25 protein-coding genes and 1 tRNA gene are annotated in these 26,526 nt (G+C 69.6%); 17 read left to right on the top strand and 9 right to left on the bottom strand.

Features of this window, described 5'->3' with window-relative positions; all coding sequences use genetic code 11:
• Window positions 1–13: 13 nt before the first annotated feature.
• Complete coding sequence (locus AC3RXZ_RS15745) at window positions 14–1,039, bottom strand: ArsR/SmtB family transcription factor (RefSeq protein ID WP_491494635.1); 1,026 nt, start codon at window positions 1,037–1,039, stop codon at window positions 14–16.
• 45 nt (window positions 1,040–1,084) lie between these two features.
• Between AC3RXZ_RS15745 and AC3RXZ_RS15740 the strand changes: the two genes are divergently transcribed.
• The 4 genes from AC3RXZ_RS15740 to AC3RXZ_RS15725 are packed head-to-tail and all read left to right on the top strand — an operon-like array spanning window position 1,085 to window position 3,417.
• Entirely contained in the window at window positions 1,085–1,447 is a 363-nt protein-coding gene (locus tag AC3RXZ_RS15740) for a cupin domain-containing protein (protein ID WP_491494634.1), read from the top strand.
• Between the two features lie 16 nt (window positions 1,448–1,463).
• On the top strand, window positions 1,464–1,769 hold the full coding sequence (locus AC3RXZ_RS15735) for a DUF4287 domain-containing protein (protein WP_243229750.1): 306 nt from the start codon (window positions 1,464–1,466) through the stop codon (window positions 1,767–1,769).
• Complete coding sequence (locus AC3RXZ_RS15730; RefSeq protein ID WP_491494633.1) at window positions 1,766–2,410, top strand: dihydrofolate reductase family protein; 645 nt, start codon at window positions 1,766–1,768, stop codon at window positions 2,408–2,410. The genes AC3RXZ_RS15735 and AC3RXZ_RS15730 overlap by 4 nt, the downstream gene beginning before the upstream one ends.
• A 41-nt stretch (window positions 2,411–2,451) precedes the next feature.
• Window positions 2,452–3,417, top strand: a complete 966-nt coding sequence (locus AC3RXZ_RS15725; RefSeq protein WP_491494632.1) for a 1,4-dihydroxy-2-naphthoate polyprenyltransferase — start codon at window positions 2,452–2,454, stop codon at window positions 3,415–3,417.
• Between the two features lie 18 nt (window positions 3,418–3,435).
• Here the strand turns inward: AC3RXZ_RS15725 and AC3RXZ_RS15720 are convergent, their stop codons facing one another.
• The 3 genes from AC3RXZ_RS15720 to AC3RXZ_RS15710 all read right to left on the bottom strand — a co-directional run bounded on the left by AC3RXZ_RS15720 (window position 3,436) and on the right by AC3RXZ_RS15710 (window position 5,629).
• On the bottom strand, window positions 3,436–3,726 hold the full coding sequence (locus AC3RXZ_RS15720; protein ID WP_491494631.1) for a DUF4229 domain-containing protein: 291 nt from the start codon (window positions 3,724–3,726) through the stop codon (window positions 3,436–3,438).
• Between the two features lie 62 nt (window positions 3,727–3,788).
• The gene (locus AC3RXZ_RS15715) at window positions 3,789–4,565 is read right to left on the bottom strand and encodes an ABC transporter permease (RefSeq protein ID WP_491494630.1); all 777 of its coding nucleotides are present in this window, start codon (window positions 4,563–4,565) and stop codon (window positions 3,789–3,791) included.
• Window positions 4,562–5,629 (bottom strand): ABC transporter ATP-binding protein, encoded by a 1,068-nt coding sequence (locus AC3RXZ_RS15710; RefSeq protein WP_491494629.1) that lies wholly within the window; start codon window positions 5,627–5,629, stop codon window positions 4,562–4,564. Before AC3RXZ_RS15710 ends, AC3RXZ_RS15715 begins: the two co-directional genes overlap by 4 nt.
• Window positions 5,630–5,691: 62 nt before the next feature.
• Between AC3RXZ_RS15710 and AC3RXZ_RS15705 the strand changes: the two genes are divergently transcribed.
• Entirely contained in the window at window positions 5,692–6,699 is a 1,008-nt protein-coding gene (locus AC3RXZ_RS15705; RefSeq protein ID WP_491494628.1) for a helix-turn-helix transcriptional regulator, read from the top strand.
• A 69-nt stretch (window positions 6,700–6,768) separates the two neighbouring features.
• Window positions 6,769–6,844: transfer RNA gene (locus AC3RXZ_RS15700), tRNA-Met, on the top strand.
• Between the two features lie 22 nt (window positions 6,845–6,866).
• On the opposite strand, the gene AC3RXZ_RS15695 is transcribed toward AC3RXZ_RS15700, so the two are convergent.
• Window positions 6,867–8,054, bottom strand: coding sequence for a zinc-dependent alcohol dehydrogenase (locus tag AC3RXZ_RS15695; RefSeq protein WP_491494627.1), 1,188 nt, complete (start codon window positions 8,052–8,054; stop codon window positions 6,867–6,869).
• Window positions 8,055–8,384: 330 nt separating this feature from the next.
• Between AC3RXZ_RS15695 and AC3RXZ_RS15690 the strand changes: the two genes are divergently transcribed.
• The 4 genes from AC3RXZ_RS15690 to AC3RXZ_RS15675 all read left to right on the top strand — a co-directional run bounded on the left by AC3RXZ_RS15690 (window position 8,385) and on the right by AC3RXZ_RS15675 (window position 15,057).
• On the top strand, window positions 8,385–11,873 hold the full coding sequence (locus AC3RXZ_RS15690) for an SdrD B-like domain-containing protein (RefSeq protein WP_491494626.1): 3,489 nt from the start codon (window positions 8,385–8,387) through the stop codon (window positions 11,871–11,873).
• Window positions 11,874–12,027: 154 nt separating this feature from the next.
• Entirely contained in the window at window positions 12,028–12,372 is a 345-nt protein-coding gene (locus AC3RXZ_RS15685) for a PLD nuclease N-terminal domain-containing protein (protein WP_243229759.1), read from the top strand.
• The gene (gene menD / locus AC3RXZ_RS15680; RefSeq protein ID WP_491494625.1) at window positions 12,369–14,078 is read left to right on the top strand and encodes a 2-succinyl-5-enolpyruvyl-6-hydroxy-3-cyclohexene-1-carboxylic-acid synthase; all 1,710 of its coding nucleotides are present in this window, start codon (window positions 12,369–12,371) and stop codon (window positions 14,076–14,078) included. Before AC3RXZ_RS15685 ends, menD begins: the two co-directional genes overlap by 4 nt.
• A gap of 124 nt (window positions 14,079–14,202) precedes the next feature.
• Window positions 14,203–15,057, top strand: coding sequence for a polyphosphate kinase 2 family protein (locus AC3RXZ_RS15675; protein WP_243229761.1), 855 nt, complete (start codon window positions 14,203–14,205; stop codon window positions 15,055–15,057).
• Window positions 15,058–15,069: 12 nt separating this feature from the next.
• Here the strand turns inward: AC3RXZ_RS15675 and AC3RXZ_RS15670 are convergent, their stop codons facing one another.
• Entirely contained in the window at window positions 15,070–16,326 is a 1,257-nt protein-coding gene (locus tag AC3RXZ_RS15670; RefSeq protein ID WP_243229762.1) for an isochorismate synthase, read from the bottom strand.
• A 409-nt stretch (window positions 16,327–16,735) separates the two neighbouring features.
• Between AC3RXZ_RS15670 and AC3RXZ_RS15665 the strand changes: the two genes are divergently transcribed.
• The 5 genes from AC3RXZ_RS15665 to AC3RXZ_RS15645 all read left to right on the top strand — a co-directional run bounded on the left by AC3RXZ_RS15665 (window position 16,736) and on the right by AC3RXZ_RS15645 (window position 22,023).
• Window positions 16,736–17,296: a DUF402 domain-containing protein gene (locus tag AC3RXZ_RS15665; RefSeq protein WP_491494624.1), complete on the top strand. Its 561-nt coding sequence runs from the start codon at window positions 16,736–16,738 to the stop codon at window positions 17,294–17,296.
• A 454-nt stretch (window positions 17,297–17,750) separates the two neighbouring features.
• Window positions 17,751–18,410 (top strand): bifunctional demethylmenaquinone methyltransferase/2-methoxy-6-polyprenyl-1,4-benzoquinol methylase UbiE, encoded by a 660-nt coding sequence (ubiE, locus tag AC3RXZ_RS15660; protein WP_243229926.1) that lies wholly within the window; start codon window positions 17,751–17,753, stop codon window positions 18,408–18,410.
• Window positions 18,411–18,445: 35 nt separating this feature from the next.
• Window positions 18,446–19,507 carry a polyprenyl synthetase family protein gene (locus AC3RXZ_RS15655; RefSeq protein WP_243229764.1) on the top strand — a complete coding sequence of 354 codons (1,062 nt, stop codon included), beginning with the start codon at window positions 18,446–18,448 and terminating at the stop codon, window positions 19,505–19,507.
• Window positions 19,508–19,542: 35 nt separating this feature from the next.
• Entirely contained in the window at window positions 19,543–20,913 is a 1,371-nt protein-coding gene (locus tag AC3RXZ_RS15650; RefSeq protein ID WP_491494623.1) for an FAD-dependent oxidoreductase, read from the top strand.
• 54 nt (window positions 20,914–20,967) lie between these two features.
• On the top strand, window positions 20,968–22,023 hold the full coding sequence (locus AC3RXZ_RS15645) for an alpha/beta hydrolase (protein ID WP_491494622.1): 1,056 nt from the start codon (window positions 20,968–20,970) through the stop codon (window positions 22,021–22,023).
• Here the strand turns inward: AC3RXZ_RS15645 and AC3RXZ_RS15640 are convergent.
• The 3 genes from AC3RXZ_RS15640 to AC3RXZ_RS15630 form a co-directional block, all read right to left on the bottom strand.
• Complete coding sequence (locus AC3RXZ_RS15640; protein WP_491494621.1) at window positions 21,998–22,309, bottom strand: FCD domain-containing protein; 312 nt, start codon at window positions 22,307–22,309, stop codon at window positions 21,998–22,000. The genes AC3RXZ_RS15645 and AC3RXZ_RS15640 overlap by 26 nt on opposite strands.
• A complete protein-coding gene (locus AC3RXZ_RS15635) occupies window positions 22,306–22,626 on the bottom strand; it encodes a GntR family transcriptional regulator (protein ID WP_491494620.1) in 321 nt (106 codons plus the stop codon). Before AC3RXZ_RS15635 ends, AC3RXZ_RS15640 begins: the two co-directional genes overlap by 4 nt.
• A gap of 278 nt (window positions 22,627–22,904) precedes the next feature.
• The gene (locus tag AC3RXZ_RS15630; RefSeq protein WP_243229769.1) at window positions 22,905–23,393 is read right to left on the bottom strand and encodes a YajQ family cyclic di-GMP-binding protein; all 489 of its coding nucleotides are present in this window, start codon (window positions 23,391–23,393) and stop codon (window positions 22,905–22,907) included.
• 188 nt (window positions 23,394–23,581) lie between these two features.
• Between AC3RXZ_RS15630 and AC3RXZ_RS15625 the strand changes: the two genes are divergently transcribed.
• Both AC3RXZ_RS15625 and AC3RXZ_RS15620 read left to right on the top strand, forming a co-directional pair.
• Window positions 23,582–24,826: a sugar ABC transporter substrate-binding protein gene (locus tag AC3RXZ_RS15625; protein WP_491494619.1), complete on the top strand. Its 1,245-nt coding sequence runs from the start codon at window positions 23,582–23,584 to the stop codon at window positions 24,824–24,826.
• An 80-nt stretch (window positions 24,827–24,906) separates the two neighbouring features.
• A complete protein-coding gene (locus AC3RXZ_RS15620) occupies window positions 24,907–26,526 on the top strand; it encodes an ABC transporter permease subunit (protein ID WP_491494618.1) in 1,620 nt (539 codons plus the stop codon).

The raw sequence follows: 26,526 nt of genomic DNA, 5'->3' as shown, positions 1-26,526 counted from the left end.
CCTGCCGCGGCGCTCAGAGCACCGCGCCCACCATCGCCTCGCCGAGCGGGGTGCGCAGATGCAGCACTCGGTTCCCGCTGCGCTCGCTCCCGACCAGCCCCGCCTCGCGCAGCACCGTCAGGTGATGAGATGCCGTCGACGCCGCGATCCCGGCGTCCGCTGCCACCTGCGATGTGGTGCGCGCGGACCCCGCAGACAGGAGGATGCCGGCGCGCGCGGGACCCAGAAGAGCGCCGAGGGCTGCAGCGATCTCCGTGGCGTCGCGCGCCCAGCCTGCCGTGACGCCCCGAGCCGGATAGAACAGCGTCGGCTGCGCCGGGGGCTCGGTGAGCACCATGCACCCCCACGACGACATGACGCTCGGTACGAGGACCAGACCACTGCCGCGGCAGTCCACCTGCTCGCTGTGACGGCGCAGGCGGACGCGCACCGCTCCGTCGCCCCAGCTCACGTTCGGGTGCAGGTCGCCGGCCATCGCGTGGATGCCCGACGTCGCGATCGTGCGCGACCGGGCGGCGATGTCGGCGCGCAGCAACCGCTCCAACTGCGGCCACACCGGGGCCATCGCCGCGTCCCACACGTCCGACCAGGCCTGCGCGATCAGACGACGTGCGCGGACGGGATGCTCCCGCATGTCCTGCAGGGCCCGCTGCCGGGCACCGCTCGATCGCAGCACCATCTTGCCGAAGTCGACGCGCATGGGATCGAGCTCCGCCGAACGCAGGGCGTCGAGCTCCTCCTCGGCGGTCATGTCCCAACGCGGCGCGGCCGTGAGGAAGTCAGGCATGTACCCGTCATCGCCGATGACGGCCGCCAGCAGGCCGAAGCTCTCGCGGGGGAGGCGATCCCGCACCGTGCGCAGCCAGCCCCACTGGAGCGGATGCTGGGCCGGGCGCAGCAGTACGCGTACGGCGTGCGCGAGCTCGTGCCCGGGGGAGATGCCGAACCGCACTGCCTGGATGTCGCCCGGCGTGAGGTGGAACTCGACCCGGTGATCGGGATGCTCGACGCCCTCCACCGGAGCCGTATTTCGATCCACATCGAAACTCTAGGACGCGGCCATGGCCCTGTCGAGACTGAAGTCATGAACCGCACACCATTCCCCGAAGGGGTCGTCGCCGCGGAGGACATCCGCCTCGGCTCCGGTCGAAGCCGCAAGTTCGTCGGTGCCGAGCACGGCGCCGACGTGTCCTACTTCTACGTCGAGAATCAGCCGGGCGAAGGGCCGGGACTGCACTGGCATCCCTACTCCGAGACCTGGGTGGTTCTCGAGGGCGTCGCGCGCATCACGCGCGGCCGGGACACCTTCGACGCCGTCGCCGGCGACACGGCGACGGTCGCCGCGCGCGTGCCGCACGGATTCGTGAACGCCGGCACCGGCGTGCTGCGCATCCTGTGCATCCACGCGTCCGCCATCATGATCCAGACGTTCCTCGACGAGGACTGACGAAACCAGGAGACGCATGTCCTTCCAGGCCTACCTCGACAACATCGAGACCAAGACGGGGCTCACCCCGAGGCAGTTCATCGACCTCGCCGCGGAGAAGGGATTCGGCGCGGACACCAAGGCCGCACCCATCCTCGAATGGCTCAAGGCCGACTACGACCTTTCACGCGGCTATGGCATGGCCCTCGTGCACGTCATCACGAAGGGCCCGCAGATCAGCGCGAAGCACGTCGGCACCGACGGCGCGCACGCCGACCCGTCCGACACGCTGTGGCTGGACGGGAAGGCCACCAACCCGCAGTCCGGAAAGGAGAACGCATGACCGTGCGCGTCGACCTCAACATCTCCCTCGACGGATTCGCGGCGACAGCGGATCAGACGCCGGAGGACCCGATCGGCCGGGACTGGATGCGTCTCGTCGCCGCGTACACGGGCACCCGGACGATGCAGGAGCGCGTCTTCGGCGACACGTCGGGGGCGGGCACGACCGGTGTGGAGGAGAAGTACGCCAGCGCGTACTTCCAGGGGATCGGCGCCGAGATCATGGGCGCGGGGATGTTCGGTCTGCACCTCCACGGCGAAGACCCCGAGTGGCGGGGCTGGTGGGGCGACGAGCCGCCGTTCTCGTGCCCGGTCTTCGTGCTCACCCATGTGCCGCGCCCATCCATCGCCTTCGACAACGGCACGGTGTTCCACTTCGTCGATACGTCACCCGAGGAGGTCCTCCGCCGCGCGACCGAGGCGGCCGCAGGCGCGGACGTGCGCGTCGGCGGCGGCGTCGACGTGGTCCGGCAGTTCCTCTCCGCGGGGCTCGTCGACCGGCTGCACGTCGCGGTCGTCCCCATCGTGCTCGGCCAGGGGATCCGGCTCTGGGACGGTCTGCGCGGGTTCGAGGACGGCTATGACATCACGAGCGAGGTCGCCGAGAGCGGTGTGACCCACATCACGTTCACGCGCCGCTGACCCCCAGGTGGGGCAAGGATGCTGCCACTAGGATTCCCTCCGTGGCAGCATCCTCGAACCGCAAGAAGAACACCAAGCGCCGGCCGACCCGTACCAGCGGCAACCCGGCCAAGCGCCTCGTCGTCGAGGCGGGGCCGGTCACGGTCCGGGACTGGGTCGGGGCGGCGCGCCTGAGGACCCTGCCGCTCGCCGTCGCCCCCGTGGTCATCGGCACCGGTGCCGCCCAGCTGGTGGACCCGAACCTGCACTGGGTGATCGCGCTCGCGTGCCTGGCCGTAGCCGTCCTGCTGCAGATCGGCGTGAACTACGCGAACGACTACTCCGACGGCATCCGCGGCACCGATGCGCACCGCGTGGGACCCGCCCGCCTGACCGCTTCGGGCCGCGTTCCTGCGCGGCGCGTGCTGACCGTCGCCCTGGTGTTCTTCGCCCTCGCCGCCGTCGCGGGCCTGTCGATCGTGATCCGCACGCAGCAGTGGTGGATGCTGGCAGTCGGCGCGGTGTGCATCGTCGCCGCCTGGTTCTACACCGGCGGCAAGCGCCCGTACGGGTACTTCGGGCTCGGCGAGGTCTTCGTCTTCGTGTTCTTCGGACTCGTCGCCACCCTCGGAACGACCTGGGTCCAGGCGTTCGCCCTGCCGCACGAGGCGTGGCTGGGAGCCGTCGCGGCCGGCCTGTTCGCATGCGCCGTGCTGCTCGCGAACAACCTGCGCGACATCGACCAGGACCGCGTCGCCGGCAAGCGCACGCTCACGGTGCTCATCGGCAAGCGGGCCACGCAGGTGCTGTACACGCTGTTCCTGCTCGTGCCGTTCGTGATCTCGAGCCTCATCGCGCTGCTCTACCCGATCGGGTGGCTCGCGCTGCTCGCGCTCCTGGCCGGCCTTCCGGCGCTCGCGATCGTCTGGAGCTATCGGCGGGCGGGCGAACTCGTCATCGCGCTGGGGCTCACGTCGCTCACGTCCGTGCTGTACGCGGGAGCGCTGTACTGGGCGTTCGTCGGCTGATCCGGTGCGCCGAGGATCTCAGTCCTCGGCGGTCGCGGCATCCTCTGCGGCGGCGTCCTCGGCGGCTGTGCTCTGCGTCCGGCCCTCGGCCCGGGCCGTCCGGCGCTCGTGGATGTCGCTGGACGCCTCGGTCAGCGGGCGACGCAGGAAGAGGAACGAGATGCTCGTGCCGATGAGTGCGGCGAAGATCGCGGTCAGCCACCAGTACTCGCGCAGGATCGGGAAGAACAGCCACATGACGGCCAGGGGAACCAGGAACGCCAGCAGCCGCAGCACGGAGTACACGAGGAGGGGCGGCAGCTTCTTCACCCGGACATTCTAGGCGGCGCGCCTGTGCGGCATCCGTGCTCGGATGCCGCACAGGGACGTCGTCAGCTGCTGCGCCGGATGGCTCGGATGCCGACCGCGAGTCCGACGACCGCGACAGCGGCCGCAGACACCCAGCCCCACGCCATCGCCGCGTCGGCGAAGTCCCCGGCGAACAGGGCGCGCTCGGCCTGGACGACCCAGTTGACGGGGTTGACCGACGCGACCACGCGCATCCATGCCGGTCCGTCGTCCAGCGGCAGCAGCATGCCGGACAGGATGAGCAGCGGAAAGATCAGCGACTGCTGCACGCCCCAGAACAGCCACTCGCGGTCCTTCGTCCCGAGAGCGAGTGCGTAGGACAGCGAACCGAGCCCGACACCGAAGACGGCCAGCAGCGCGAGGCCCACGAGCAGCCCCAGTGGATCGATCGTGAAGCCGAACGGCCACGCGATGAGCACGATGATCAGGGCCTGGACCACGATCGGCGCGATCTCCTTGAGGGCGCGTCCGATGAGCAGCGAGGAGCGCGCGAGCGGAGCGACCAGGGTGCGCTCGTGGGAGCCGGTCATCATCTCGTACTGCAGGTTGGAGCCGGTCGCTCCCGTGCCGAACAGCACGATCATGACGAGGACGCCCGGCACGAACCACTGCAGCGTCTCGCCGGCCGGCTCACCGGAGCCGCCGACGAGCAACGGCGCGAACAGGCCGAGGAACACGAGCGGCTGGAGCAGGCTGAAGATCAGCGTGAACGGATCGCGCAGGGTCGGCTTGAGCTCGCGCACGAGGACATTGCGGGTGTCGCGCACCAGGTTGGCGCGCACGAGGGTGTCGGTGGTCATCGGAGTGCTCCTGTCTGGGATGAGGTGTCGGCCGCGCTGTCCGCGAGGTCGGATGCCGGGGCGCCGGCCTCGTCGTCCGCCGACGGGGCCTCCTCGCCCTCTCCCGCCTCGCGCAGCGTGCGACCGGTGAGGGCGAGGAAGACGTCGTCCAGCGTCGGCGGGACTCCGGTGGCGCTGCGGACGGAGATCCCCGCGGCGTCCAGGTCGCGGATCACCGCCGGCAGCAGGCGGTTGCCCTCGGGGACGGCCAGGGAGAGCGAGGCGTCGTCGCGCGTCACGTCGCGGTCCGTGAGCCGCGCGATGATCGGCAGCGCCGAGGCCGCCTCCGCGGCATCCGCGAAGCCGAAGGTCAGCACGTCTCCCGCGAGGGTCGCCTTCAGTGCGTCGGCGTGGTCGTCCGCGATGATGCGGCCGCGGTCCATCACCATGACGCGCTCGGCGTAGCGGTCGGCTTCCTCCAGGTAGTGGGTCGTGAGGAAGACGGTGGTGCCGTGCTCCCGGCGCAGCTGCAGGATGTGCTCCCACAGGTTCGCCCTGCTCTGCGGATCCAGGCCCGTGGACGGCTCGTCGAGGAAGAGCAGCGGCGGCGCGTGCATCAGGCCGAGCGCGATGTCGAGGCGGCGCTTCTGACCGCCGCTGAGCTGCTGCACCGTTCTGGTGGCGAATCCCGCCAGGTCGAGCGACTCGATGAGCTCGTCCGCGCGGCGGACACTGGCCTTCTTGGACATCCCGTAGAAGGCGCCCTGACTGAGCAGCTCGTCGCGCACCCGCTGCGCGAAGCTGCCGCTGGTGAGCTGACCGACGTAGCCGATCCGGGCGCGCACGCCCGCGGCATCCGCGCGGATGTCGCGGCCGACCACGCGTGCCGTGCCTGACGTGGGGGGAATGAGCGTGGTGAGCATGCGGAGGCTGGTGGACTTGCCTGCTCCGTTCGGACCGAGGAACGCGACGAGCTCGCCCCGGTTCGCTGCGAAGGTGAGGTCGGTGACGGCGGGGACCTGTGCCTTCTTGACGGTGAAGACCTTGGTCAGGCCCTCGGTCTCGATGATGTGTTCGTGTGCCATGCACCGAGCGTAGAAATCGATGCGGACAGATCCTGTCCGCATGATGAGACAATCTTGAGGACATGACCGACACCACCTCGCGAGCACTCGCGCTGCTCAACCTGCTGCAGACGCATCGGCACTGGTCGGGAGCAGAACTCGCCAGACGCCTCGCCGTCACCGAACGCACCGTGCGGCGCGACGTCGACCGTCTGCGCGAGCTCGGCTATCGGGTCGAATCGGCTCCTGGGTCCGCCGGGGGCTATCGTCTCGAGGCGGGCAGCGCCGTGCCGCCGCTGCTGCTCACCGATGACGAGGCGGTCACGATGGCGATCGGGCTGCGCGTCGCGGCGACGCAGCAGCTGGTCGGCGGCCCCGAGGTGTCGCTCACGGCCCTCGCAAAGCTGGAGCAGGTGCTGCCGGCGGTTCTGCGTCGCCGAGTGAACGCGCTCGCCTCGGCCGTCCATCCCTCGCGCCTCGGGCAGGGGCCCGCCGTGTCGCCCGTCGTGCTCGGCGAGCTCGCGCTCGCCGCGCGCGACGGGGAGCGCGTGCGGCTGCGGTACACGGACGCCGCCGGGGTCCGCAGCACCCGCCGGGTCGAGCCGCACGTGCTTTCGCCCGCCGACCGCAAGTGGTATCTGCTGTGCTGGGACCTCGACCGGGACGACTGGCGGACCTTCCGCGTGGATCGCATCGACGAGGTGGAGCACACCCGCGTGCTCTTCTCGCCGCGCGCGATCAGCGAAGAGGAGGTGGCCGAGCGCATCCTGCTCGCGACGTCCTGGTCCCCGCAGAAGGTCGAGGCCGACGTCGTCATGGACCTGCCGCTGGAGGAGATGCAGGAGCACTTCGGCGTGTGGGCGCAGGGCGCGACCGCGGAGGATGCCGCACGCACGCGCTGGCCGATCGGCGGCGGCGACTGGCGCGAGGCGCTGTACGGAATGCTCTACATCCCGGCCGGCGTCGAGTACGTCACGGACTTCCCCGAGCCGGAGCGGTCCGAGCTGCGCGAATCGCTCGAGCGCGCGCTGCGCGCCCTGGGCGCCGAGCCGCCGGACCCGCGTCACGAAGCGTCATCCGTCGACTCATAGGTTTATCCCAGGTCGCGACCCTGGCCACGATGGTCACGGCCAGGTAACGTCGACCCCGTCGCACGACATCGCGGCGGTCCGGGCGGTCCCGGGCTCCGGCTCATACCTGAGAGCGTTGCGGGTTCGACTCCCGCCGCCGCGTCCACTCCCGGTCGGCCGGGCAGGCATCACTCCGATGCGGACGGTCGCAGCACCACCTTGATGCATCCGTCCTTCTTGCGCTGGAACGTCCCGTACAGCTCGGGCGCATCCTCCAGCGGAGCACGGTGGGTGACGAGATCCATCACGCCGAGCGGGTCGTCGGGGTCCTCGACGAGCGGCAGCAGCTCGTCGACCCAGCGCTTCACGTTGCACTGCCCCATCCGCACGGTGATCTGCCGGTCGAACAGCGTCTTCATCGGGAGCAGATCCGCGTCGCCCGCATAGACGCCGCTGACCGACACCGTGCCGCCGCGGCGGACGAGGTCGATCGCGCTGTACAGGGCGCCGAGACGATCGATCCCGGCCTTGCCCATCACTCCGCGCGCCAGCGCATCGGGGAGCAGCCCGGTCGCACGCTGCGCCACGGCCACAGCCCGGTGCCCGTGCGCTTCCATGCCCACCGCGTCGATCACCGAGTCGAAACCACGCCCACCGGCGGCCGCGACCAGATCCTGGACGATCGTGTCGGTGAGATCGTAGGCCAGCACGCCGTGTCGCTCCGCCATGGCACGTCGCTCGGGCACCGGGTCCACCGCGATGACGCGGTGACCGTGAAAGGCCCCGATCCGGGCCGCGAGCTGTCCGACCGGTCCCAACCCGAGCACAGCGAGGGTTCCGTCCTCCGGGACCTGCGCGTAGTCCACCGCCTGCCAGGCGGTGGGCAGGATGTCGCTGAGGAACAGGTAGCGCTCGTCGGGGAGTCCCGTGCGGACGCGGATGTGGTTGTAGTCCGCCAGGGGCACGCGGAGAAGTTCCGCCTGCCCGCCCGGAACCTGCCCGTACAGCTTCGTGTACCCGAACAGGGCGGCTCCGCTGCCGTACTCCTTCACCTGGGTCGTCTCGCACTGCGACTGCAACCCGCGCCGGCAGAGGAAGCAATGCCCGCACGCGATGTTGAACGGTACGACGATCCGGTCACCGACCGACAGCTCGGTGACGGCGGTGCCTGTCTCGACGACCACGCCCATCGCTTCGTGACCCAGGATGTCGCCGGGATCAAGAAAGGGCCCGAGAAGCTCGTACAGATGCAGATCCGAGCCGCAGATCGCGGTGGACGTGACGCGGATGATCGCATCTGTCGGCTCCTGGATCGTCGGATCCGGGACGTCCTCGACGCTGACGCGGCGCGTCCCCTGCCAGGTGAGCGCCCTCATTCTCCGGTCTCCCGTTGGAGTTCTCCGGTCTCCCGCTGGAGCAGTTCTGCCGTCATGCGCATGCTTCCTTCCGTCGGCTCGAGTCTCGAATCGACGAAGCGACCTCGGGAGGGGGTTGACAGGCCGTGCGGAGCGGCTGGGAGGCGCCTGTGTCGCACGTGTCGGAAGATTCTTGCGGTTTCCGCGTAATGGATGCAACGGGATGAACTCTCATGGGTGACGGGCCTACCCGAAGGGCCCGTCGTTCATGGTGCCGCCCCAGCGGTGCCGACGCACAGGCGCGTGATCTTCACGCGCCTTTCGGCGTACACACGGGGACTAAGGGGAGAAATGTCCGAACACATCGCGCCGCGCTCGCGCGCGCGCACATTCGTCCACTGGCTGGCCGGGATCCTGGTCGCTCTGCTCGCAGTCGGAGGCCTCAGCACTCCGGCGTTCGCGGCGGGCGGCAAGGTCACGCTGTTCCCGGTGGAATCCGGGACCAACCACAACGGCATGCCGGTGCTGACCGAAGGCGGAACCTACCGCCTGCAACTGGGCTACGGGAGCATGGACGACGGAGCCGTGGTCGAGATCGCACTGCCCGAGGGCATCACGATCCCCGAGCCGGCGCTGGTCGTCCCGGCGGGGAACACCGCCGTCGAATCGCTGGCCGTCAACGACGCCGGGCGGCTCGTGGTGACCTTCAGCGATCCGTTCCCTGCGGACGTCAACCAGGGCGTGCTGGATCTGAGCTTCACGGTCGACGTGGTCGAGCAGTCCGAGGTCCGCGACCTCGTCTGGGAGGTCGACGGCGAGCGGACGACGCAGAAGGTCATCGTCACCGAGCAGGGCGACAACCCCCAGAACGTGAACGACGGGGCGCGCAAGACCGTGTCCGGCGTGTCGATCCCGCACACGATCGTCGACGGGACCGTCGTCTTCGACGAGAGCGTCCTGGACATCGAGATTCCCTACACGATCACGGTCTCCAGTGCTCAGGCGCGCAGCGTGACGATCGCCGACACGCTCGGCGATCACCTCGCGTTCGTCCCCGGTTCGTTGTCCGGATCGAAGGTCGTCCGCGACGAGAACGGTCTGAACCCGACGCGCATTGAACTCGCCGAACTGCCTGACATCTCGGGCGGATCATTCGCCCACGAGTTCGAGGCCGAGGCACGCTCCGTCTACACGTTCACTTACGCGGCGAAGATCGCGGATCCCGCGGCGCTCGCCGAACTGCGCGACGAACTGCAGGCCGCGTACGACGCCGTGGACCCGCTCGACGGCGGCAGCTATTCCGTGGTGCTGACCAACTCCGCCGAGATCAACGGCCGCACGAGCACGACCGAGACGCGGATCGGCGGCACCGTGAAGGGGCAGGAGCGTCCGGGAACCGGCACCGCCTTCAGCAAGACCGTGGACCGCACCGAGGTCGCTCTGGACGAGCGGCTCGAGGCGGGAGGCGAACTGGCCGACGGCATCCCGGTGACCTACACGCTCGGCGCGGACCTCACCGTGTTCGCGGACTTCGCCGACGGGCCCTTCGCCCTGACGCGCAACGTCGTCATCCGCGACACGCTGGCGGATCAGGCGTCCTGGAACGTCGAGGACGACGGATTCCTGCACGTGACCGACCAGAACGGCGAGCAGATCGCGCTGGCTCCGGCATCCGATCTGACCGGCGATGTCGAGCAGGCGATCGCCGCCGACGCCTACGTCGGCATGTACGCGATCTCGGGCCGCACCCTCTACGTGAACATCGGCAAGGACGTCACGAAGAAGTACACGCTCACGGCGAAGGCCACCATCGAGGCGCTCCCGTCCTGGGCCGCCTCGCAGACGCCGTACGACACGCGATACCGCGTCGACAACAACGCCTACTTCGTCTACGCCGACGGACGGTACGAGGCCAAGGGGGCCTCGACCACGATCATCGTGCCGAAGGACACCTCGGGCGGGGTGGACGATCCGTCCCGGTTCGCCAAGACCACCCGCGGCGGCACGATCACCGTCACCTCGGGCACGGCGGCGCTCATCCCGTACACGTTCACCGTAGGACGGGGCGTGGGAGACGCGGCGTCCTCGCGCATCGTGGACGACATCGATCACGACGTGTTCGACGTGACGGAGGAGACGCTTCCGCAGATCAAGGAATCGATCACCGGCACCTACGCGTGGAACTACCCGCTCGACGGAGACACGTTCGATGTCGCGCTGGATGAGACCGGCGACCTGGTGATCACGCCGAACGCGGCGTTCCCGAAGCAGGCCTCGTGGGGCGCGGACGCGCCGGCGCCGTACACCGACACCTGGAACATCACGGTGACGCTGCCCACGCATGTCCTGCAGGGCAAGCAGACGATCGACGTGGACAACTCCGCACGGTACGAGGGTGCCGACCAGGAGATCGTCTACACGTCGAGCTCGAGCACGACGGCGACGACCTTCGGCAACGAGATGGAGGTGCGCAAGAGCGTCTACGACGCCGCGAACGACTCCTTCACGTCGAACCTCCGCGTCGAGACCGACGCCGAGGGCGCCCTGGTGGAGGACGAGTTCATCTACCGCGTCGAGCTGATGCCGCACGGCACGTTCTCGAACATGGTCGAGGACGTCGTGGACGTGCTGCCGGCCGGCGTCGAGTTCGTGGGATTCGTGCCCGAGGATCAGGTGACCGAGGGGAGCACGACGAGCGGAGCGACGTACGCCATCCCGGGCTCGAACATCGTCGCGTCCTACGACGTGGAGTCGGACACGGTGACGCTCGCCCGAGGACGCCTCGTCTCGGGGCAGGCGGTGGCGCTGCACTTCAAGGTGCGCGTCGTCGAGCACGAGGCGAACGTCGGCATCACGAACGTGATCGGCTCCGTCGGCGCCACCATCACGCCGACGAACGACTATCCGCTCAGCCTGCTCAAGCGCGACAGCACGAATGCGGCGAAGCTGATCACCGATCCGGGTGCCCGCTTCTCCGTCCTCGCCGCGGACCGCAGCACGGTCGTGCTGAAGGATCTGCGCGTCGTGGACGGGAAGATCGTCACCGCTGAGGGCGCGACGCCCGTCGTCGAGGAGACCGGCACGTACTGGCTGCGTGAGGACGTCGCACCGGCCGGCTACCAGAAGGCCTCCGAGCCGAGCCGGATCGTCGTCGACGAGAACGGCGGATCGGCCGACGTCGTGCTGTTCAACACCCCCGGGGAGACCGTCGAGCCCGACAAGACGTACGCCATCGGCGACGTCGTGTGGATCGACGCCGACCGGGACGGTGTGCAGGACGACGCCGAGCAGGTCCTCCCCGGTGTCACGGTCGAGCTGATCCAGGACGGGAAGGTCATCGCGACCACCACGACGGATGACCGCGGACGCTACCTGTTCGACGAGCTCCCGGCGGGCGAGTACCGCGTGAAGTTCACGCTGACCGAGCGTCAGCAGGAGGTCTACGCCTTCACCACGGCGGATGCCGGCGGGGACGACGCTGTCGACTCCGATGCCGATCCCACGAAGGGCCTCACCGCCACGATCGTGCTCGGCGAGGACAACACGCGGTTGACCCAGGAGTACCCGTGGGCCGATGTCCGCGCGACCCAGGGGATCGATCCGACCTGGGATGCCGGCGTGATCGTGCGCGACGTCCCGGTCGACCCGGAGACTCCGGTGGACCCGGGGACCCCGCAGGAGCCCGGTCAGGGCGGGACCGATCCTGCCCAGCCCGGCACCCCTGGGGTGAACGAGCTGCCGCTCACGGGCGGTCCGCTTCCGCTGGGTCTGGCCGCGACGGCGCTCGCGCTGCTCCTCGCGGGCGCCGCGACGCTCATCTGGCGCCGCCGGCGCGCGTGACGCCCGCCGTGTGAGCGCGTCCGGGTCGGTGCGGAGTGTTCCGATGAGCACCCGCATCGACCCGGACATCGCTGTGGCCGGGAGAGACTGTCGGCGGGAGGCCGCGGGGCGACTCCCGGGCCCGGCCGGCACCCGACCCGCCTAGACTGGTGATGTGGTTCGACTGTTGTTCATCGGAGGCCTGCTGGCCCTCGTCTTCTGGGTGTTCAGCATCGTCGACTGCGCGGTGCAGCCGGCGACGCGGCACCGCGGCGTGTCCAAGGGCGTGTGGATCGCCATCGTCGTGCTGATCCCGGTGATCGGGGGCATCCTCTGGTTCACCATCGGACGCTTCCGGGCAGGCGGCGGCGGGGGATCGCGCACGGTCGCCCCGGACGACGATCCGGAGTTCCTGCGCAGCATCAGCAAGACCGAGCAGGACGATCGCATCCGCCGTCTGGAGGAGGAGCTCGCCCGCCTGGACGACGAGACCGACGGTCCGGCGGAACCGCGGCCGTGACGGCCTCGCCGGCGACGGATGCCGCGGCATCCCTGTTCGCCTCGTTCATCGCGAACGGTCTGCGCGACGTCGTGATCTCGCCCGGGTCGCGCTCTCAGGCGCTCGCGCTCGCCGCGACCCATTTCGCCCGCCAGGACGCCGTGCGCGTGCACGTGCGGATCGACGAGCGCGCGGCGGGATTCACGGCCCTCGGCATCGCCCGCGAGCAGCGTCTGCCCGTCGCCGTGGTGTGCACCTCGGGGACCGCTGCAGCGAACCTGCTGCCCGCCGCGATGGAGGCGTTCCACGCCGGCGTCCCGCTGCTGCTGCTCACAGCCGACCGCCCGCCCGAGCTGCGCGGGGTGGGAGCCAACCAGGCGACGGTCCAGCCCGGGCTGTTCGACCCGTTCGCGCGATGGAGCGTCGACGCGCCCGTTCCGGGGGACGACGCCGGATTCGACTGGACCGACCTCGGCGCACAAGCCGTGGCCGTCGCTCTGGGAGCCTCGACGGACGCACCGCGCGCCTCCGCGACCGTGCCGGCCTCCGCCCTGCACGGCGTCGCCGGACCCGTGCATCTGAACCTCCCGGCGCGCGAACCGCTCTCTGCCGCGCTGCCGGCGTCCGTCACGGCGCGGCCCGGCCCGGGCGCAGCCGCCGTCGAGGTCGAGCCGCCCATGCGCATCGAGCAGGGTCCGCGCACCGTCGTCATCGCCGGAGCGGACGCGGGCCCGGATGCCGAGGAGGTCGCGCACGCCGGCTCGTGGCCGCTGATCGCCGAGATCGTCAGCGGCGCGCGATACGGCCGCAACCTCGTCCACGGGTACCGCGAGCTCCTGCGCGACCCGGCCCTCGGCGGGCGGATCCAGCGCGCGATCGTGTTCGGGCATCCGACCCTCAGTCGCGAGGTGACGGCGCTGTTGCGGCGTGCCGACGTCGAGACCATCGCGGTCCGGGGCGGTGGCGAAGCACTGGACCTCAACGGCCGGACGGCGGCCGCGGCATCCGTCGTCGTCGCCGGCCCGGACACCGACCGGTCCTGGCTCGACGCGTGGCGCGCGGCGTCGGCCGCGGCATCCGTCGACCTCAGCGAGCCGGCCCCGGACGCGGAGGGTCTGCTCTCGGCGGACTCCGGCGCCCGACGCGACGCGGTCCGGGCGGAGCTGGCGAGCGTTCGTCGACCACTGGACCGCGCACTGCTCGCGGACGCCGTGTGGAGAGCGACCTGGCCGCACGACCGCCTCGTCTTCGGATCCTCGCGGCTGGTCCGCGTGGCCGACGCGGTGCTTCCGGGCAAGAAGGTGCCGGTGCACGCGAACCGCGGGCTGGCCGGCATCGACGGGACGATCGCCACGGCCACGGGCATCGCGATCGCGAGCCAGGCGGCCGGTGCCCCCGGCGTCACGCGCGTGCTGCTGGGAGATCTGACGCTGCTGCACGACGTCGGCGCGCTGCTGCTCCCGCCGGACGAGCCGGAGCCCCGCCTGCAGGTGATCGTCGGCAACGACGGCGGAGGGACCATCTTCGACTCGTTGGAGGTCGCCTCCGAGGCGCCGGGAGAGGATCTCGACCGCGCGTTCTACACGCCGCACACCGTGCGGCTGGAGCAGCTCGCGCTCGCCTACGGCTGGGAGTACCTGCGTGTGACGACCCGTGCCGCTCTCGACCAGGCGCTCACCGCTCCGTCCGGCGGCCGGCAGCTCATCGAGGTCCCGCTGCCGCGCTGACTCGCGTCCTCGCCCTCCTCGGGTTCTGCGACACTTCTCGACGGATGCGCCTGTTCGTTCCTGTGGCGGATGCGGAAAGGTGTGGCAGCACCCGCGCGGGACCGCGATCGGGGATGATGGGCGAATGAGCGCGCACGGATGGCATGCGGACCCCTCCGAGATCCTGCGGGTGGCTGACGGCTTCCGCCTGTCCGACGTCGATCCGGACGGCACCCCGGGATACCGCGGAGGTAAGCAGCACGGCGTGAAAGACCTGGCGGCCCGCGTGCACGAGCTGGACGAGTTGCAGGAACGACTGTGGGCGGGCAGCCGCGCAGGCGACCGGCAGGATGCCGTGCTCCTGGTGCTGCAGGCCATGGACTCCGCCGGCAAGGGCGGCATCGTGCGGCACGTCGTGGGCGGCGTGGACCCGCAGGGCGTCGAGCTCGCAGCCTTCAAGTCGCCGACCGAGGAGGAGCTCGCCCACGACTTCCTCTGGCGGATCGAGCGGCGACTGCCCGCCCCTGGCTACATCGGCGTCTTCGACCGGTCTCACTACGAGGACGTGCTGATCGGGAAGGTGCGCTCCTTCGCGGAACCGGACGAGATCGAGCGCCGCTACGGTGCGATCAACGACTTCGAGCAGCGGGTGGTCGCATCGGGGACGCGCATCGTGAAGGTGATGCTGCACATCTCGCCCGAAGAGCAGAAGGAGCGGCTCATGGAGCGGCTCGAGCGACCGGACAAGCACTGGAAGTACAACCCCGGCGACGTCGACGAACGGATGCTGTGGCCGAGGTACATGGCGGCGTACCAGACCGCGCTGGAGCGGACCTCGACGGACGCCGCGCCGTGGTACGTGGTCCCCGCGAATCACAAGTGGTACGCGCGGCTCGCGGTGCAGGAGCTGCTGCTCGGCGTGCTGCAGGACATCGATCCGCGGTGGCCGGAGGCGGACTTCGACGTGGAGGCGGAGAAGCGCCGCCTGGCGGCGAGCTGACGCCGCCGGACGCTACGCCAGCGCGTCCACGAGGGGCCGGAACTTCACGCGCGTCTCCAGCAGCTCGGTCTCCGGATCGCTGCCGGCGACGATGCCCGCGCCGGCGTACGCGGTGACCGCGATCGGAGCATCCGAGCCGGTCTCCGCGCGGAACTGCGCGCAGCGCAGCGCGATGGCCCACTCGCCGTCTCCTGCGGCATCCACCCAGCCGACCGGCCCGGCGTAGCGGCCGCGATCGAACGGTTCGAGCTCCCGGATCGCGGTGATCGCAGCATCGGTCGGCGTCCCGGCGACGGCGGCCGTCGGATGCAGGGCGCCGACGAGATCGAGCGCCGACTCGCCGTCCGAGAGCTCGCCTTCGACGTCCGTGGCGAGGTGGAAGAGGTTCGGCAGCTTCAGCAGGAACGGCTGCTCGCTCGCGGCCATCGCCCGCACGTGCGGGCGGAGCGCGACCAGCAGGCTCTGCACGGCGTACTGGTGCTCGTCGAGGTCCTTGGTGCTCGACGCCAGGGATGCCGAGGCGATGGTGTCGGCATCCGGATCCGCACCCCGGCCGATCGTGCCGGCCAGGACGCGCGCCGTGACGCTGCCTCGGTGCGCCGTGACGAGGGTCTCCGGGCTCGCGCCGATCAGACCGTCGACGGCGAAGGTCCAGGTGTCCGGGTAGCCGGTCGAGAGGGCACGAACGAGGCGGCGCAGATCCGATCCGGCCGGGATCGTTCCGGCGAGGTCGCGGGCGAGCACGACCTTGCTGACCTCGCCGGCGGAGATGCGCTCCAGCGCGGCGGAGACCGCGGCCTGATATCCCTCGGGGGTCTGCGCGCCCGGGCCGACCGTGCCGGCCCAATGCGGTCCGTACTCGACGGCCTCCGGCATCGGCGCGCTGTCCTGAGCGGTGCCGATCCGGGTGATCCAGCTGCGCCCGCGATGCCTGCCGAGGATGATCGACGGCACGGTCAGGATGCTGTCCGCCGCCGACTCCTCGTCGAAGGTCAGCGCTCCGAACGCCACGAGTCCCGTACCGGGAAGGCTGATCGGATCGTCGATCTCGGCCTCGGCGCACAACGAGCGCCAGGACTTCGCGGCGATCGCGGCCCGCGAGGGCCCTTCGCCTGCGGCGACCCGGATGGTGGCCGCGACACCCGATCCCGCAGCGACCAGTCCGTCGCCTCGACGGAGCCACGCCAGCGGTGCGGCGGGGTCGGCATAGGCCAGCAGATCCTCGATCGGTTCGATCTCACGGGTCTGCACGACGAGGCGTTCGCTCACCCTCCCAGGATACGGCGGCCCGTCCCGCCCTTCGTTCGTTGAGCGAGGACGGCGGAGCCGCTTTCCCTTCCGTTCGTTGAGCGAGGACGGCGGAGCCGCCCGAGTCGAAACGGGCTCAAGGCTGAGGCCCGTTGGTGAGCCTGCGTTTCGACTCGATCCGCTCGCTCAACGAACGAGGTGGTGTGGCTCCGTTCGCTGAGCGAGGACGGCGGAGCCGCTTCGCCCTCCGTTCGTTGAGCGAGGACGGCGGAGCCGCCCGAGTCGAAACGGACCGAACTCTGAGGCCCGTTGGTGAGACCGCGTTTCGACTCGCTTCGCTCGCTCAACGAACGAGGAGAGGTGCGCCGCGTTTCGACTCGATCCGCTCGCTCAACGAACGAGGTTGCGTGAACGCCCATAGGCTGGGCGGATGAGCGACCGCCCCGCCCCCGGCACCGAGATGATCTTCCAGTGGCGCAAGTGGGACGGCTCCCCGCACTGGCGGCACGAATGCGTCTACCTCGGCGCCGACCAGTGGGGCGACTGGGTGGGGCAGCCGGCGGGCTACCACAGCTTCCGGCCCGGAGCGGCCTTCGATGCCGAGACGCCCAACGTCACGCTCGTGCCGCCTTCCGCCGACTTCGCCCTCACGGTCAATCGGGATCATCCGCGCGACCTGCGCGTCTACATCGACATCGCGTGGGATGTGCGCTGGTCGGACGACCCTCTGCTCGCAACAGGAATCGACATGGACCTCGACGTCATCCGTCGCACGAACGCGCAGGGGACCTACGTCGACGATCGCGATGAGTGGGCGGAGCACAGCGTCCAGTACGGATACCCGGCCGACGTGATGGAGCGCCTCGAGGCGCTGACCCTCGACCTCGAGGAGCGGGTGCGCGGGCAGGTCGCTCCCTTCGACGACGCGACCGGAGATGCCTGGCTCGACCGCCTCGCGGCCCTCGGTCTCGACCGTCCCCTCGCTCGCTGAGCGGCCGCCCCTCCGCTCGTCGAGCTGCCGTGTCCTCGCTCGTGGGGCTTCCGTCCCTCGCTCGTGGGGCTTCCGTCCCTCGCTCGTTGGGCTTCCGTCCCCTCGCTCGTTGAGCGAGCGCAGCGAGTCGAAACGCAGTTTCGCGAATGAGCCTCAGCACGCAGCCCGTTTCGACTCGTCCGGCTTCGCCGTCCTCGCTCAACGAGCGGAGGGGCGTCGGGCCGCCGTCCTCGCTCAACGAACGGGAGGTCACATCCCTCGCTCGTTGAGCGAGCGAAGCGAGTCGAAACGCAGTTTCGCGAATGAGCCTCGGCACGCAGCCCGTTTCGACTCGTCCGGCTCCGCCGTCCTCGCTCAACGAACGGAGGGCGGAAACGAACGGCGTGCCTAGACTGGGAGCGTGACTGAGCCCAACCGCGCCGATCTCGGCAAGGACCCGTCGCGCGTCAGCGGCATGTTCGACCAGGTCGCCGCGGGCTACGACCGCACCAACGTCGTGATGACGTTCGGCAACGACGCGCTGTGGCGTGCCGCCGCCACGCGCGCCGTCGCGCCCCGGCCGGGGGAGCGCATCCTCGACCTGGCCGCCGGGACCGCCTCGTCCTCGGCATCCCTCGCCCGCAGCGGCGCAGAGGTCGTCGCCGCCGACTTCTCGCCGGGCATGCTGGCCGAGGGGCGCCGGCGCCACGGTCACCTCCCGAACCTGTCCTTCGTCGAGGCCGACGCGACCGACCTGCCGTTCGAGGACGACGAGTTCGATGCGGTCACGATGTCCTACGGGCTGCGCAACGTCCAGGACCCCAAGAAAGCGCTGCGCGAGCTCCTGCGCGTCACGAAGCCGGGCGGTCGGCTGCTGATCAACGAGTTCTCCACACCGCCGAACCCCGTGTTCCGCGCGCTGTACCGGTTCTACAACGCGCAGATCCTGCCCCGCGTCGCACGCCTCGCCGGCACCAACAGCGAGGCGTACGACTACCTCAACGAGTCGATCCGCGACTGGCCGGACCAGAAGACGCTCGCCGCCTGGATCCGCGAGGCGGGATGGACCGAGGTCGCCCATCGTGACCTGAGTCTCGGGATCGTCGCGTTGCACCGGGCGACCAAACCGGCGTGATCGGCCCTGCGGCCGGGACGGGTAGGCTGGCAGACGTGACTTCGAGCCCCACAGCGCCGGGTTCGCGCCTGGCGAGCCGACTCGGCTTCAGCGACCGCGTCTTCATCGGTCCTGCGGCCCGGCGCATCGCGCGGCGGATCGAGGACGGCCTCGAACTCGTCGAGGAAGGACTCGCGGTCGACCTGCGCGTCGCGGACTCGGTGGCGGACGCCGCCAGCCGCTACCTCCTCGAAGCCGGCGGCAAGCGCGTGCGCCCCGTCCTGACCCTGTTGACCGCGCAGCTGGGCGAGGGCAACATCCCCGCCGTCATCGACATCGCCAAGGCGCTTGAGATGACCCATCTCGGGTCGCTGTACCACGACGATGTCATGGACGGCGCGGATCGCCGTCGGGGAGTGCCGGCCGCGCACGCGGTCTGGGGCAACAGCGTCGCCATCCTCACGGGGGACATCCTCTTCTCGCGCGCCAGCCAGCTCATGGCGAAGTACGGGGACCGAGCCATCCGACTGCAGGCCGACACCTTCGAGCGCCTGGTCCTCGGACAGCTGCACGAGACCGTGGGAGCGCAGCCGGGCGACGACCCGATCGAGTTCTACATCCAGGTGCTCGCCGACAAGACCGGTTCTCTGATCGCCGCCGCGACCCAGGCCGGCGCGATCTTCTCGAACGCGCCGGAGACCTACCACGAACCCCTGCGCGTGTACGGCGAGAAGGTCGGCGTCGCCTTCCAGCTCATCGACGACGTCATCGACCTGTCCGCCAAGCCCGAGGACACCGGCAAGGTCCCGGGGACGGACCTCCGCGCCGGGGTGCCGACGATGCCCTACCTCCTGTTGAAGGCGCGTCAGGATGCCGAGGCGCAGGCGCTCGCCGCCCGCATCGACGACGGCGTCGCCCGGATCGCCGAGGGCGCTGATCCCGGCATCCTCGACGAGCCGCTCGCCGAGCTGCGCGACCACGCCGTCACGCAGCAGACCCTCGAACTCGCCCGCACTTGGACGCGCGACGCCATCGCCGTGCTCGAGCCGCTGCCGGCGGGCACCGTGCGCGAGGCGCTGACCCGTTTCGCCGAGACCCTCGCCGACCGCAGCAGCTGACGCTGGCCGGTCGCAGCAGCATCCGAAAGGTAACCATGACCAAGCTCAGGCTGGCCATCGTCGGGGCAGGCCCCGCGGGCATCTACGCCGCCGACATCCTGCTCAAGACCGAGCGTTCCTTCGATGTCTCGATCGATCTCTTCGAGCAGCTTCCCGCGCCGTACGGCCTCGTCCGCTACGGCGTCGCACCGGACCACCCGCGCATCAAGGGCGTCATCGGCGCCCTCCGCGACGTGCTCGACCGCGGCGACATCCGCATCTTCGGCAACGTCCGCTTCGGCGAGGACATCACGATGGCCGATCTGAAGAAGCACTACAACGCGGTGATCTTCGCCACCGGAGCGATCCGCGACACGGCCCTGGACATCCCCGGCGTCGACGCCGTCGGATCCTTCGGGGCGGCCGACTTCGTGAGCTGGTTCGACGGGCATCCCGACGTGCCGCGCGAGTGGACGCTGGATGCCGAATCGGTCGCGGTGCTCGGAAACGGCAACGTGGCGCTCGATGTGGCGCGCATCCTCGCCAAGCACGCCGAGGACCTGCTGCCGACGGAGATCCCCGCGAACGTGCACGCCGGACTCGAGGCGTCGAAGATCACCGACGTGCACGTGTTCGGACGCCGCGGCCCCGCCCAGGTGAAGTTCACCCCGCTCGAGCTGCGCGAGCTCGGCGAGCTGCGCGACGTCGACATGGTCGTGTACGACGAGGACTTCGACTACGACGAGGCGTCCAAGGCGGCCGTCGCCAGCAACAAGCAGGTCAAGGTCATCGACCGCGTGCTGCAGCAGTGGCGCACCCGGCCGGGGGCGAACAACGCCGGCGGCGAGGCATCCCGTCGCCTGCACCTGCACTTCTGGGCCCGTCCGGTGGAGATCCGGAAGGATGCCGAGGGCCGCGTCGCGGCGATCGTGTACGAGCGCACGCAGCCGGACGGTTCCGGCGGCGTTCAGGGCACCGGCGAGATGCGTGAGGTCGCGATCGGCCAGCTCTACCGCGCGATCGGCTACTTCGGTTCGCCGCTTCCGGGGGTGCCCTTCGACAAGAAGCACGGCGTGATCCCGAACCACGAAGGGCAGGTGCTCGCGAAGGACTCGAACGAGCGCGTCCCCGGCGTGTACGCGACGGGATGGATCAAGCGCGGACCGGTCGGGCTCATCGGCCACACGAAGTCCGACGCGATGGAGACCGTGCAGCACCTCGTCAACGACCAGGGCTCGTGGTGGCAGCCCGAGGACCCGTCGGAGGAGGCGATCCCGGCTCTGCTCGCCGAGCGCGGGGTGGCGTGGACCGACCTCGACGGCTGGCACCGCCTCGACCAGCACGAGATCGCCCTCGGCGCTCCCGAGGGCCGCGCCCGCATCAAGGTCGTCGACCGCGACGAGATGGTGCAGATCTCCCGGGACTGAGCGCCGGGGCGGGGCATCAGCCGGGCCGCGCCGCCGGATCGGTACCCTGGGCACATGACGCATTGGGGCCCTGATGTCCTGGGCGACGGGTTCGAGCAGCGGACCCTGCCGCTCGGCGAGGACGCCGAGGGCGAGGTCGTCGCCACCCTGGTGCGTGCCGTGCCGACACCACCGGCAGAGGTCGGGAGGTGGCAGAGGTTTCTGCAGCGGGTGCGCGGTCTGCCCGAGCCCCCGTCCGTCGCGGAACTCGCCGACGTGGACGTTCTCTACGTGCACGGCTGGTCGGACTATTTCTTCCAGAAGCGGCTGGCACGGTTCTGGACGAAACGGGGGGCTCGCTTCTTCGCCCTGGACCTGCGCAAGTACGGGCGCAGCCTCCGGGAGGGGCAGACGCCGGGTTACATCGCGGACCTCGCGACCTACGACGAGGACATCGAGGCTGCGCTGGAGGCGATGGCGGAGGGCGCAGCATCCGGTCGGCGACTCGTGCTGTTCGGGCACTCCACAGGGGGACTCATCCTGAGCCTGTGGGCGTCCCGCAATCCGGGCCGGGCGTCGGCGGTGATCCTGAACTCGCCGTGGCTGGAGTTCCAGCTCGGCCCGATCCGTCAGGCGATCGCCCCGGTGGTCGAGCTCGGCGCGCGCTGGTGGCCGAAGGATGCTGCGCCGCAGGTCGACCTCGGGTTCTACACGCGTGCGCAGGCGGAGGCGGCCGATCCGGATGATCCGATGGAGGTCAACCTGGCATGGCGGCCGGAGCAGACCATGACGGTTCACGCGGGCTGGCTGCACGCCATCCTCGTCGGCCACGCGCGAGTGGCCGCGGGGCTCGCGATCGACGCGCCGGTGTGCGTGCTGCTGTCGGCACGGACCGCGGTCCCGACGCGCTGGTCGGAGGAGCTGACCTCCGCGGACAGCGTCCTCGTCGTCGACGACATCGCCCGGGCCGCGCTCAAGCTCGGTACGTCCGTGACGGTCGAGCGCATCGACGGTGCGTTGCATGACGTGTTCCTGTCGCGCCACGACGCGCGCGAGGACGCCTACCGCCGACTGGACGCCTGGGTCACGGGGTGGGCGGCGACCATCAGACTCCGAAGAGGGCGCGGCTGACCTGCTCGGCGGCCTCCGGATCCTCGGCGAGGAGGGCGTCGCGCAGGCGGGCGTGCAGGGTGACCAGTGCGGTCCGGTCGAGATCCGCCGGCGTCGTGCCGCGCAAGTTTCGTGCCAGGGCCATGCTGGTCTCGCGGAGCAGACCGTGCTGGAGTCCGTTGCCGCAGTGCTCGGAGAGGTGCAGGAAGGCCGCATTGCGCGCGGTCGAGTAGCGGATCGGGTCGTCCACCGCCGCCGTCATCGCGTCCACGAGGGCTGCGGCATCCGCCCGCTCGTCCGCGTTCATGCGTTCAGCGGCAAGACGGGCGACGAACCGGCCTGGTACGCGGCGAACTCGCGGGATTCGTCGATCACGCGCTCCGTCACCTCGGTGACCTCGGTGTAGCGGCTCGGGTACATGCGCACGAGACCGATGCGCTCGAGACGCTGCAGCGCCTCCCGGATCGGCATACGCGACACGTGCAGCTGCAGAGCGATCTCCGCATCGCGGATGCGCTCCTTCGGTGCCAGTTCGCCGTTCACGATCGCGGTGCCGAGATGGCGGAAGACCTCCTCCGCCAGCAGATGCTTCGCCCGTCCGATCCGTCGCGAGTCCCCAGTCATCGACCTGCCCCCAGTGCTCCTGCTGTCCCGGCCGCCACGATGCGGCTGGGAGGGCAACTACATCACGAACGGCGCTCCGATGCCAAACCCATGTGTGCTGTGGCCGGCGGAAGCACACGCGTCGGCCGGCCACAGGCGGTGTCACGCGGCCGTCGCCGCGCGTCCTCCGGTCCCCACCGGACGGACTCCTCCGTCCCCCGTGAAGAGACACCGCTCTCCAGTCTTGAGGATCTCCACCCGTATATCAGTATGCGATCCGGGTCGAGGGGTGCCCCTTCTCAGCGGTAGTTGACGAACTGCAGGTCGACGTCGAGGTCACTGCCCTTGAGCAGCGCGATCACGGCTTGCAGGTCGTCGCGGCTCTTGGACTGCACGCGCAGCTCGTCGCCCTGGATCTGGCTCTTCACGCCCTTGGGGCCCTCGTCGCGGATGATCTTGCTGATCTTCTTCGCGTTCTCGGAGGAGATGCCGTCCTTGAGCGAGGACACGATGCGGTACTCCTTGCCGCTCGCGAAGGGTTCGCCGGAGTCGAGGCTCTTCAGCGAGATTCCGCGCTTGATGAGCTTGGACTGGAACACGTCCAGCACCGCCTTCGCGCGCTCCTCGGAGTTGGCCTTGATGAGGATCTGCTCGCCGCTCCACGCGATCGAGGCGTCGGTGCCCTTGAAGTCGTAGCGCTGCTCGACCTCCTTGCGTGCCTGGTTCAGAGCGTTCTCGGCCTCCTGGTGGTCGACCTTGGAGACGATGTCAAAGGAGCTGTCAGCCATACAGGCAGTGTAGCGAGCCTGCTCTTGCCGGGAACTCTTGGAAGCGCTTCCATTGGAGTCGGTTCCTTCCGTCGACGGTCACAGGTTGGTATCGGCCGTACAGGTCGTTGCGGAAGCGGGTGAACTCGTTGCATACTGTAAGCGCTTGCAGTCCTGCAGGCCATCAGCACTCAGAGAGGCACACACCAATGAAGGTGAACAAGAGGGGCATCGTCGCCGCGGGCGCCATCGCCATGATTTCCACCCTGACGCTGGCTGGCTGCTCCACCGGCGGCGGCAGCGACACCGGCTCCGGCGACGCCGAGTTCTCCGGCGAGATCACCGTCTGGGTGGACGCCGACCGTGCGGAGGTCCTGGAGGATGCCGCGGCCTCCTTCACCGAGGACACCGGCGTCGAGGTCACGCTCGTGCAGAAGGAGTTCGGCGAGATCCGCGACCAGTTCGTGCAGCAGGTTCCGACCGGCGAGGGACCGGACATCGCGGTGGGCGCGCACGACTGGCTCGGCGTGCTCGCCACCAACGGCGTCGTCGCCCCGGTCGAGCTCGGCGACAAGGCCGGCGATTTCGAGAAGGTCGCCGTCGACGCGTGGAGCTACGAGGGCCAGACCTATGGCGTCCCGTACGCGATCGAGAACATCGGACTGCTGCGCAACACCGACCTCGCGCCCGAGGCTCCCACGTCGTATGACGACATGATCGCCAAGGGCAAGGCGGCCGGCACCGAGTACGCCTTCCTCGTCGGTCTCGACCCCGAAGCATCCGACCCGTACCACCTGTACCCGTTCCAGACCTCGTTCGGCGCTCCGGTCTTCGGCACGAACGACGACGGCAGCTACAACCCCGAGGACCTGCAGATCGGTAACGAGGGCGGCGTCGAGTTCGCGAACTGGCTCGCTGCTCAGGGCGCAGCCGGCATCCTCAACACCAACATCACCGGTGACCTCGCGAAGGAGAACTTCGTCGCGGGCAAGTCGCCGTTCTTCCTCACCGGTCCGTGGAACGTCCCGGCGGCGGAGGAAGCCGGACTCAACATCGCGGTGGACCCGATCCCCGCGGCCGGCGGCCAGGACGCGCAGCCCTTCGCGGGTGTCCAGGGCTTCTTCCTCAGCTCCCAGAGCGAGAACCGCCTCGCCGCCAACGAGTTCCTCACGAACTACATCGGAAGCGAAGAGGTCCAGACCGCGCTGTACGAGGTCGGCGGTCGCACGCCCGCACTGACCAGCGCCTTCGAGGCCGCCGTCGAGAGCGACCCGATCACCGCCGGCTTCGGCGAGATCGGCGCGAACGCCGTCCCGATGCCGAGCATCCCCGAGATGGGCGCCGTGTGGGAGTTCTGGGGCGTCACCGAGGCCGCGATCATCAACGGCTCCGGCGACCCGACCGAGCTCTGGAACAAGATGACGTCCGACATCCAGGCCGCCATCCAGAAGTGACGACGACGGATCGGTGCGGCATCCGCTGAGGTGCCGCGCCGATCCTGTCCTGCTCCAGGGGATTCGAACGAGGAAAGCCGATGACGACGCCCACCACTGAAGACCGCGACACCGCGGCATCCGCGCCGACGAAGCGCCAGCGCCAGGCCGCGCGACTGGCCGAGCACGCCGGCGGAGGCTGGAAGCTGCTGCTGTTCAAGGTGGTGGCTCTGGGCATCATCGACGCCCTCGCGCTCTACGCGATCTTCGTCCTCGTCCAGAGCGATCAGTGGGTCCCCGCGATCATCGTCCTCCTCGTCACCGGCGGGGCGAACTGGATCTACTTCAGCCGGGGCAACCTGCCGGCGAAGTACCTCATCCCCGGGCTCGTCTTCCTGTTCGTGTTCCAGGTGTTCGCGGCCGTCTACACCGGCTACATCGCGTTCACGAACTACGGCACCGGACACAACAGCGACAAGCAGAGCGCGGTCAACTCGCTCATGCTCTCCGCGCAGGAACGGGTCCCGGACTCGCCGGCGTACGACCTCACGGTCGTCGAGCAGCTCGGGCAGTTCTCGTTCCTCGTCACCAGCCCCGACGGCGACGTCTCGATCGGCGGCGAGGAGCGGCCGCTCGAAGAGGTCGACGGCGCGGAGATGGACGGCGGCAAGGCCGTCGGGCTGGCCGGATACAACACGCTGGGCTTCGCGCAGATCGTGCAGAACCAGGAGGCCATCGCCGACATGGCGGTGCCGCTCAGCGACGACCCGAACGACGGCGCCCTGCGCACTCCGGACGGCTCGACCGCCTACGTGTACCTCTCCAAGCTCGTGTACGACGAGGACGCCGACACGATGACCGACACGCGCACGGGCGTGGTCTACTCCGACATCGGCACCGGGGCGTTCACGGCCGAGGACGGCACCGAGCTCATGCCGGGCTGGCAGATCAACGTCGGCTTCGACAACTTCGTCCGCGCGTTCACCGAGGAGTCCATCCGTGCACCGTTCTTCTCGGTGCTGATCTGGACGTTCGTGTTCGCGTTCCTGTCGGTGTTCACGTGCTTCGCGCTGGGGCTGTTCGTGGCCATCGTCTTCAACGATCCGCGGATGAAGTCCAAGCGGTACTACCGCGTGATCATGATCCTGCCCTACGCGTTCCCCGGCTTCCTCTCCGCGCTGGTGTGGGCGGGCATGATGAACCAGGAGTTCGGCTTCATCAACCAGGTGCTGCTGGGCGGGGCCCAGGTCCCGTGGCTGACGAATGAGTGGCTGGCGAAGTTCAGCATCCTGCTCGTGAACCTGTGGCTCGGATTCCCCTACATGTTCCTCATCTGCACGGGGGCTCTGCAGGCGATCCCGGAGGACGTGCAGGAGGCCGCCCGCGTCGACGGCGCCAGCGCCTGGCAGGTGTTCCGCTCGATCAAGCTCCCCCTGCTGTTCGTCGCGGTCGCGCCGCTGCTGATCTCGTCGTTCGCCTTCAACTTCAACAACTTCAGCCTGATCTACATGCTCACCGGCGGCGGGCCGCGAGACGTGGAGGCCGGCGTCAACGTCGGCGCGACCGACATCCTCATCACCATGGTCTACAAGGTGGCGTTCGTGGGCTCGAAATCGGATTACGGCCTGGCCAGCGCCTTCTCGATCATCATCTTCATCCTGGTCGCGACGATCTCCGTGATCGCGTTCCGCCGCACCAAGGCACTCGAGGAGCTGAACTGA

It is taken from the genome of Microbacterium cucumeris (assembly GCF_058349845.2).
Note: the sequence above shows the minus strand (reverse complement) of the source record. Positions and strands in the feature narration are given on the sequence as shown.

What these genes read in the sequence shown, in the direction of transcription:
- AC3RXZ_RS15740 (WP_491494634.1), top strand. Translation starts at nt 1,085, where the DNA reads ATGAACCGCACACCATTCCCCGAAGGGGTCGTCGCCGCGGAGGACATC.
- AC3RXZ_RS15735 (WP_243229750.1), top strand. Translation starts at nt 1,464, where the DNA reads ATGTCCTTCCAGGCCTACCTCGACAACATCGAGACCAAGACGGGGCTC.
- AC3RXZ_RS15730 (WP_491494633.1), top strand. Translation starts at nt 1,766, where the DNA reads ATGACCGTGCGCGTCGACCTCAACATCTCCCTCGACGGATTCGCGGCG.
- AC3RXZ_RS15715 (WP_491494630.1), bottom strand. Translation starts at nt 4,565, where the DNA reads ATGACCACCGACACCCTCGTGCGCGCCAACCTGGTGCGCGACACCCGC.
- AC3RXZ_RS15710 (WP_491494629.1), bottom strand. Translation starts at nt 5,629, where the DNA reads ATGGCACACGAACACATCATCGAGACCGAGGGCCTGACCAAGGTCTTC.
- AC3RXZ_RS15705 (WP_491494628.1), top strand. Translation starts at nt 5,692, where the DNA reads ATGACCGACACCACCTCGCGAGCACTCGCGCTGCTCAACCTGCTGCAG.
- AC3RXZ_RS15695 (WP_491494627.1), bottom strand. Translation starts at nt 8,054, where the DNA reads ATGAGGGCGCTCACCTGGCAGGGGACGCGCCGCGTCAGCGTCGAGGAC.
- AC3RXZ_RS15690 (WP_491494626.1), top strand. Translation starts at nt 8,385, where the DNA reads ATGTCCGAACACATCGCGCCGCGCTCGCGCGCGCGCACATTCGTCCAC.
- AC3RXZ_RS15675 (WP_243229761.1), top strand. Translation starts at nt 14,203, where the DNA reads ATGAGCGCGCACGGATGGCATGCGGACCCCTCCGAGATCCTGCGGGTG.
- AC3RXZ_RS15665 (WP_491494624.1), top strand. Translation starts at nt 16,736, where the DNA reads ATGAGCGACCGCCCCGCCCCCGGCACCGAGATGATCTTCCAGTGGCGC.
- ubiE (WP_243229926.1), top strand. Translation starts at nt 17,751, where the DNA reads ATGTTCGACCAGGTCGCCGCGGGCTACGACCGCACCAACGTCGTGATG.
- AC3RXZ_RS15650 (WP_491494623.1), top strand. Translation starts at nt 19,543, where the DNA reads ATGACCAAGCTCAGGCTGGCCATCGTCGGGGCAGGCCCCGCGGGCATC.
- AC3RXZ_RS15645 (WP_491494622.1), top strand. Translation starts at nt 20,968, where the DNA reads ATGACGCATTGGGGCCCTGATGTCCTGGGCGACGGGTTCGAGCAGCGG.
- AC3RXZ_RS15640 (WP_491494621.1), bottom strand. Translation starts at nt 22,309, where the DNA reads ATGAACGCGGACGAGCGGGCGGATGCCGCAGCCCTCGTGGACGCGATG.
- AC3RXZ_RS15635 (WP_491494620.1), bottom strand. Translation starts at nt 22,626, where the DNA reads ATGACTGGGGACTCGCGACGGATCGGACGGGCGAAGCATCTGCTGGCG.
- AC3RXZ_RS15630 (WP_243229769.1), bottom strand. Translation starts at nt 23,393, where the DNA reads ATGGCTGACAGCTCCTTTGACATCGTCTCCAAGGTCGACCACCAGGAG.
- AC3RXZ_RS15625 (WP_491494619.1), top strand. Translation starts at nt 23,582, where the DNA reads ATGAAGGTGAACAAGAGGGGCATCGTCGCCGCGGGCGCCATCGCCATG.
- AC3RXZ_RS15620 (WP_491494618.1), top strand. Translation starts at nt 24,907, where the DNA reads ATGACGACGCCCACCACTGAAGACCGCGACACCGCGGCATCCGCGCCG.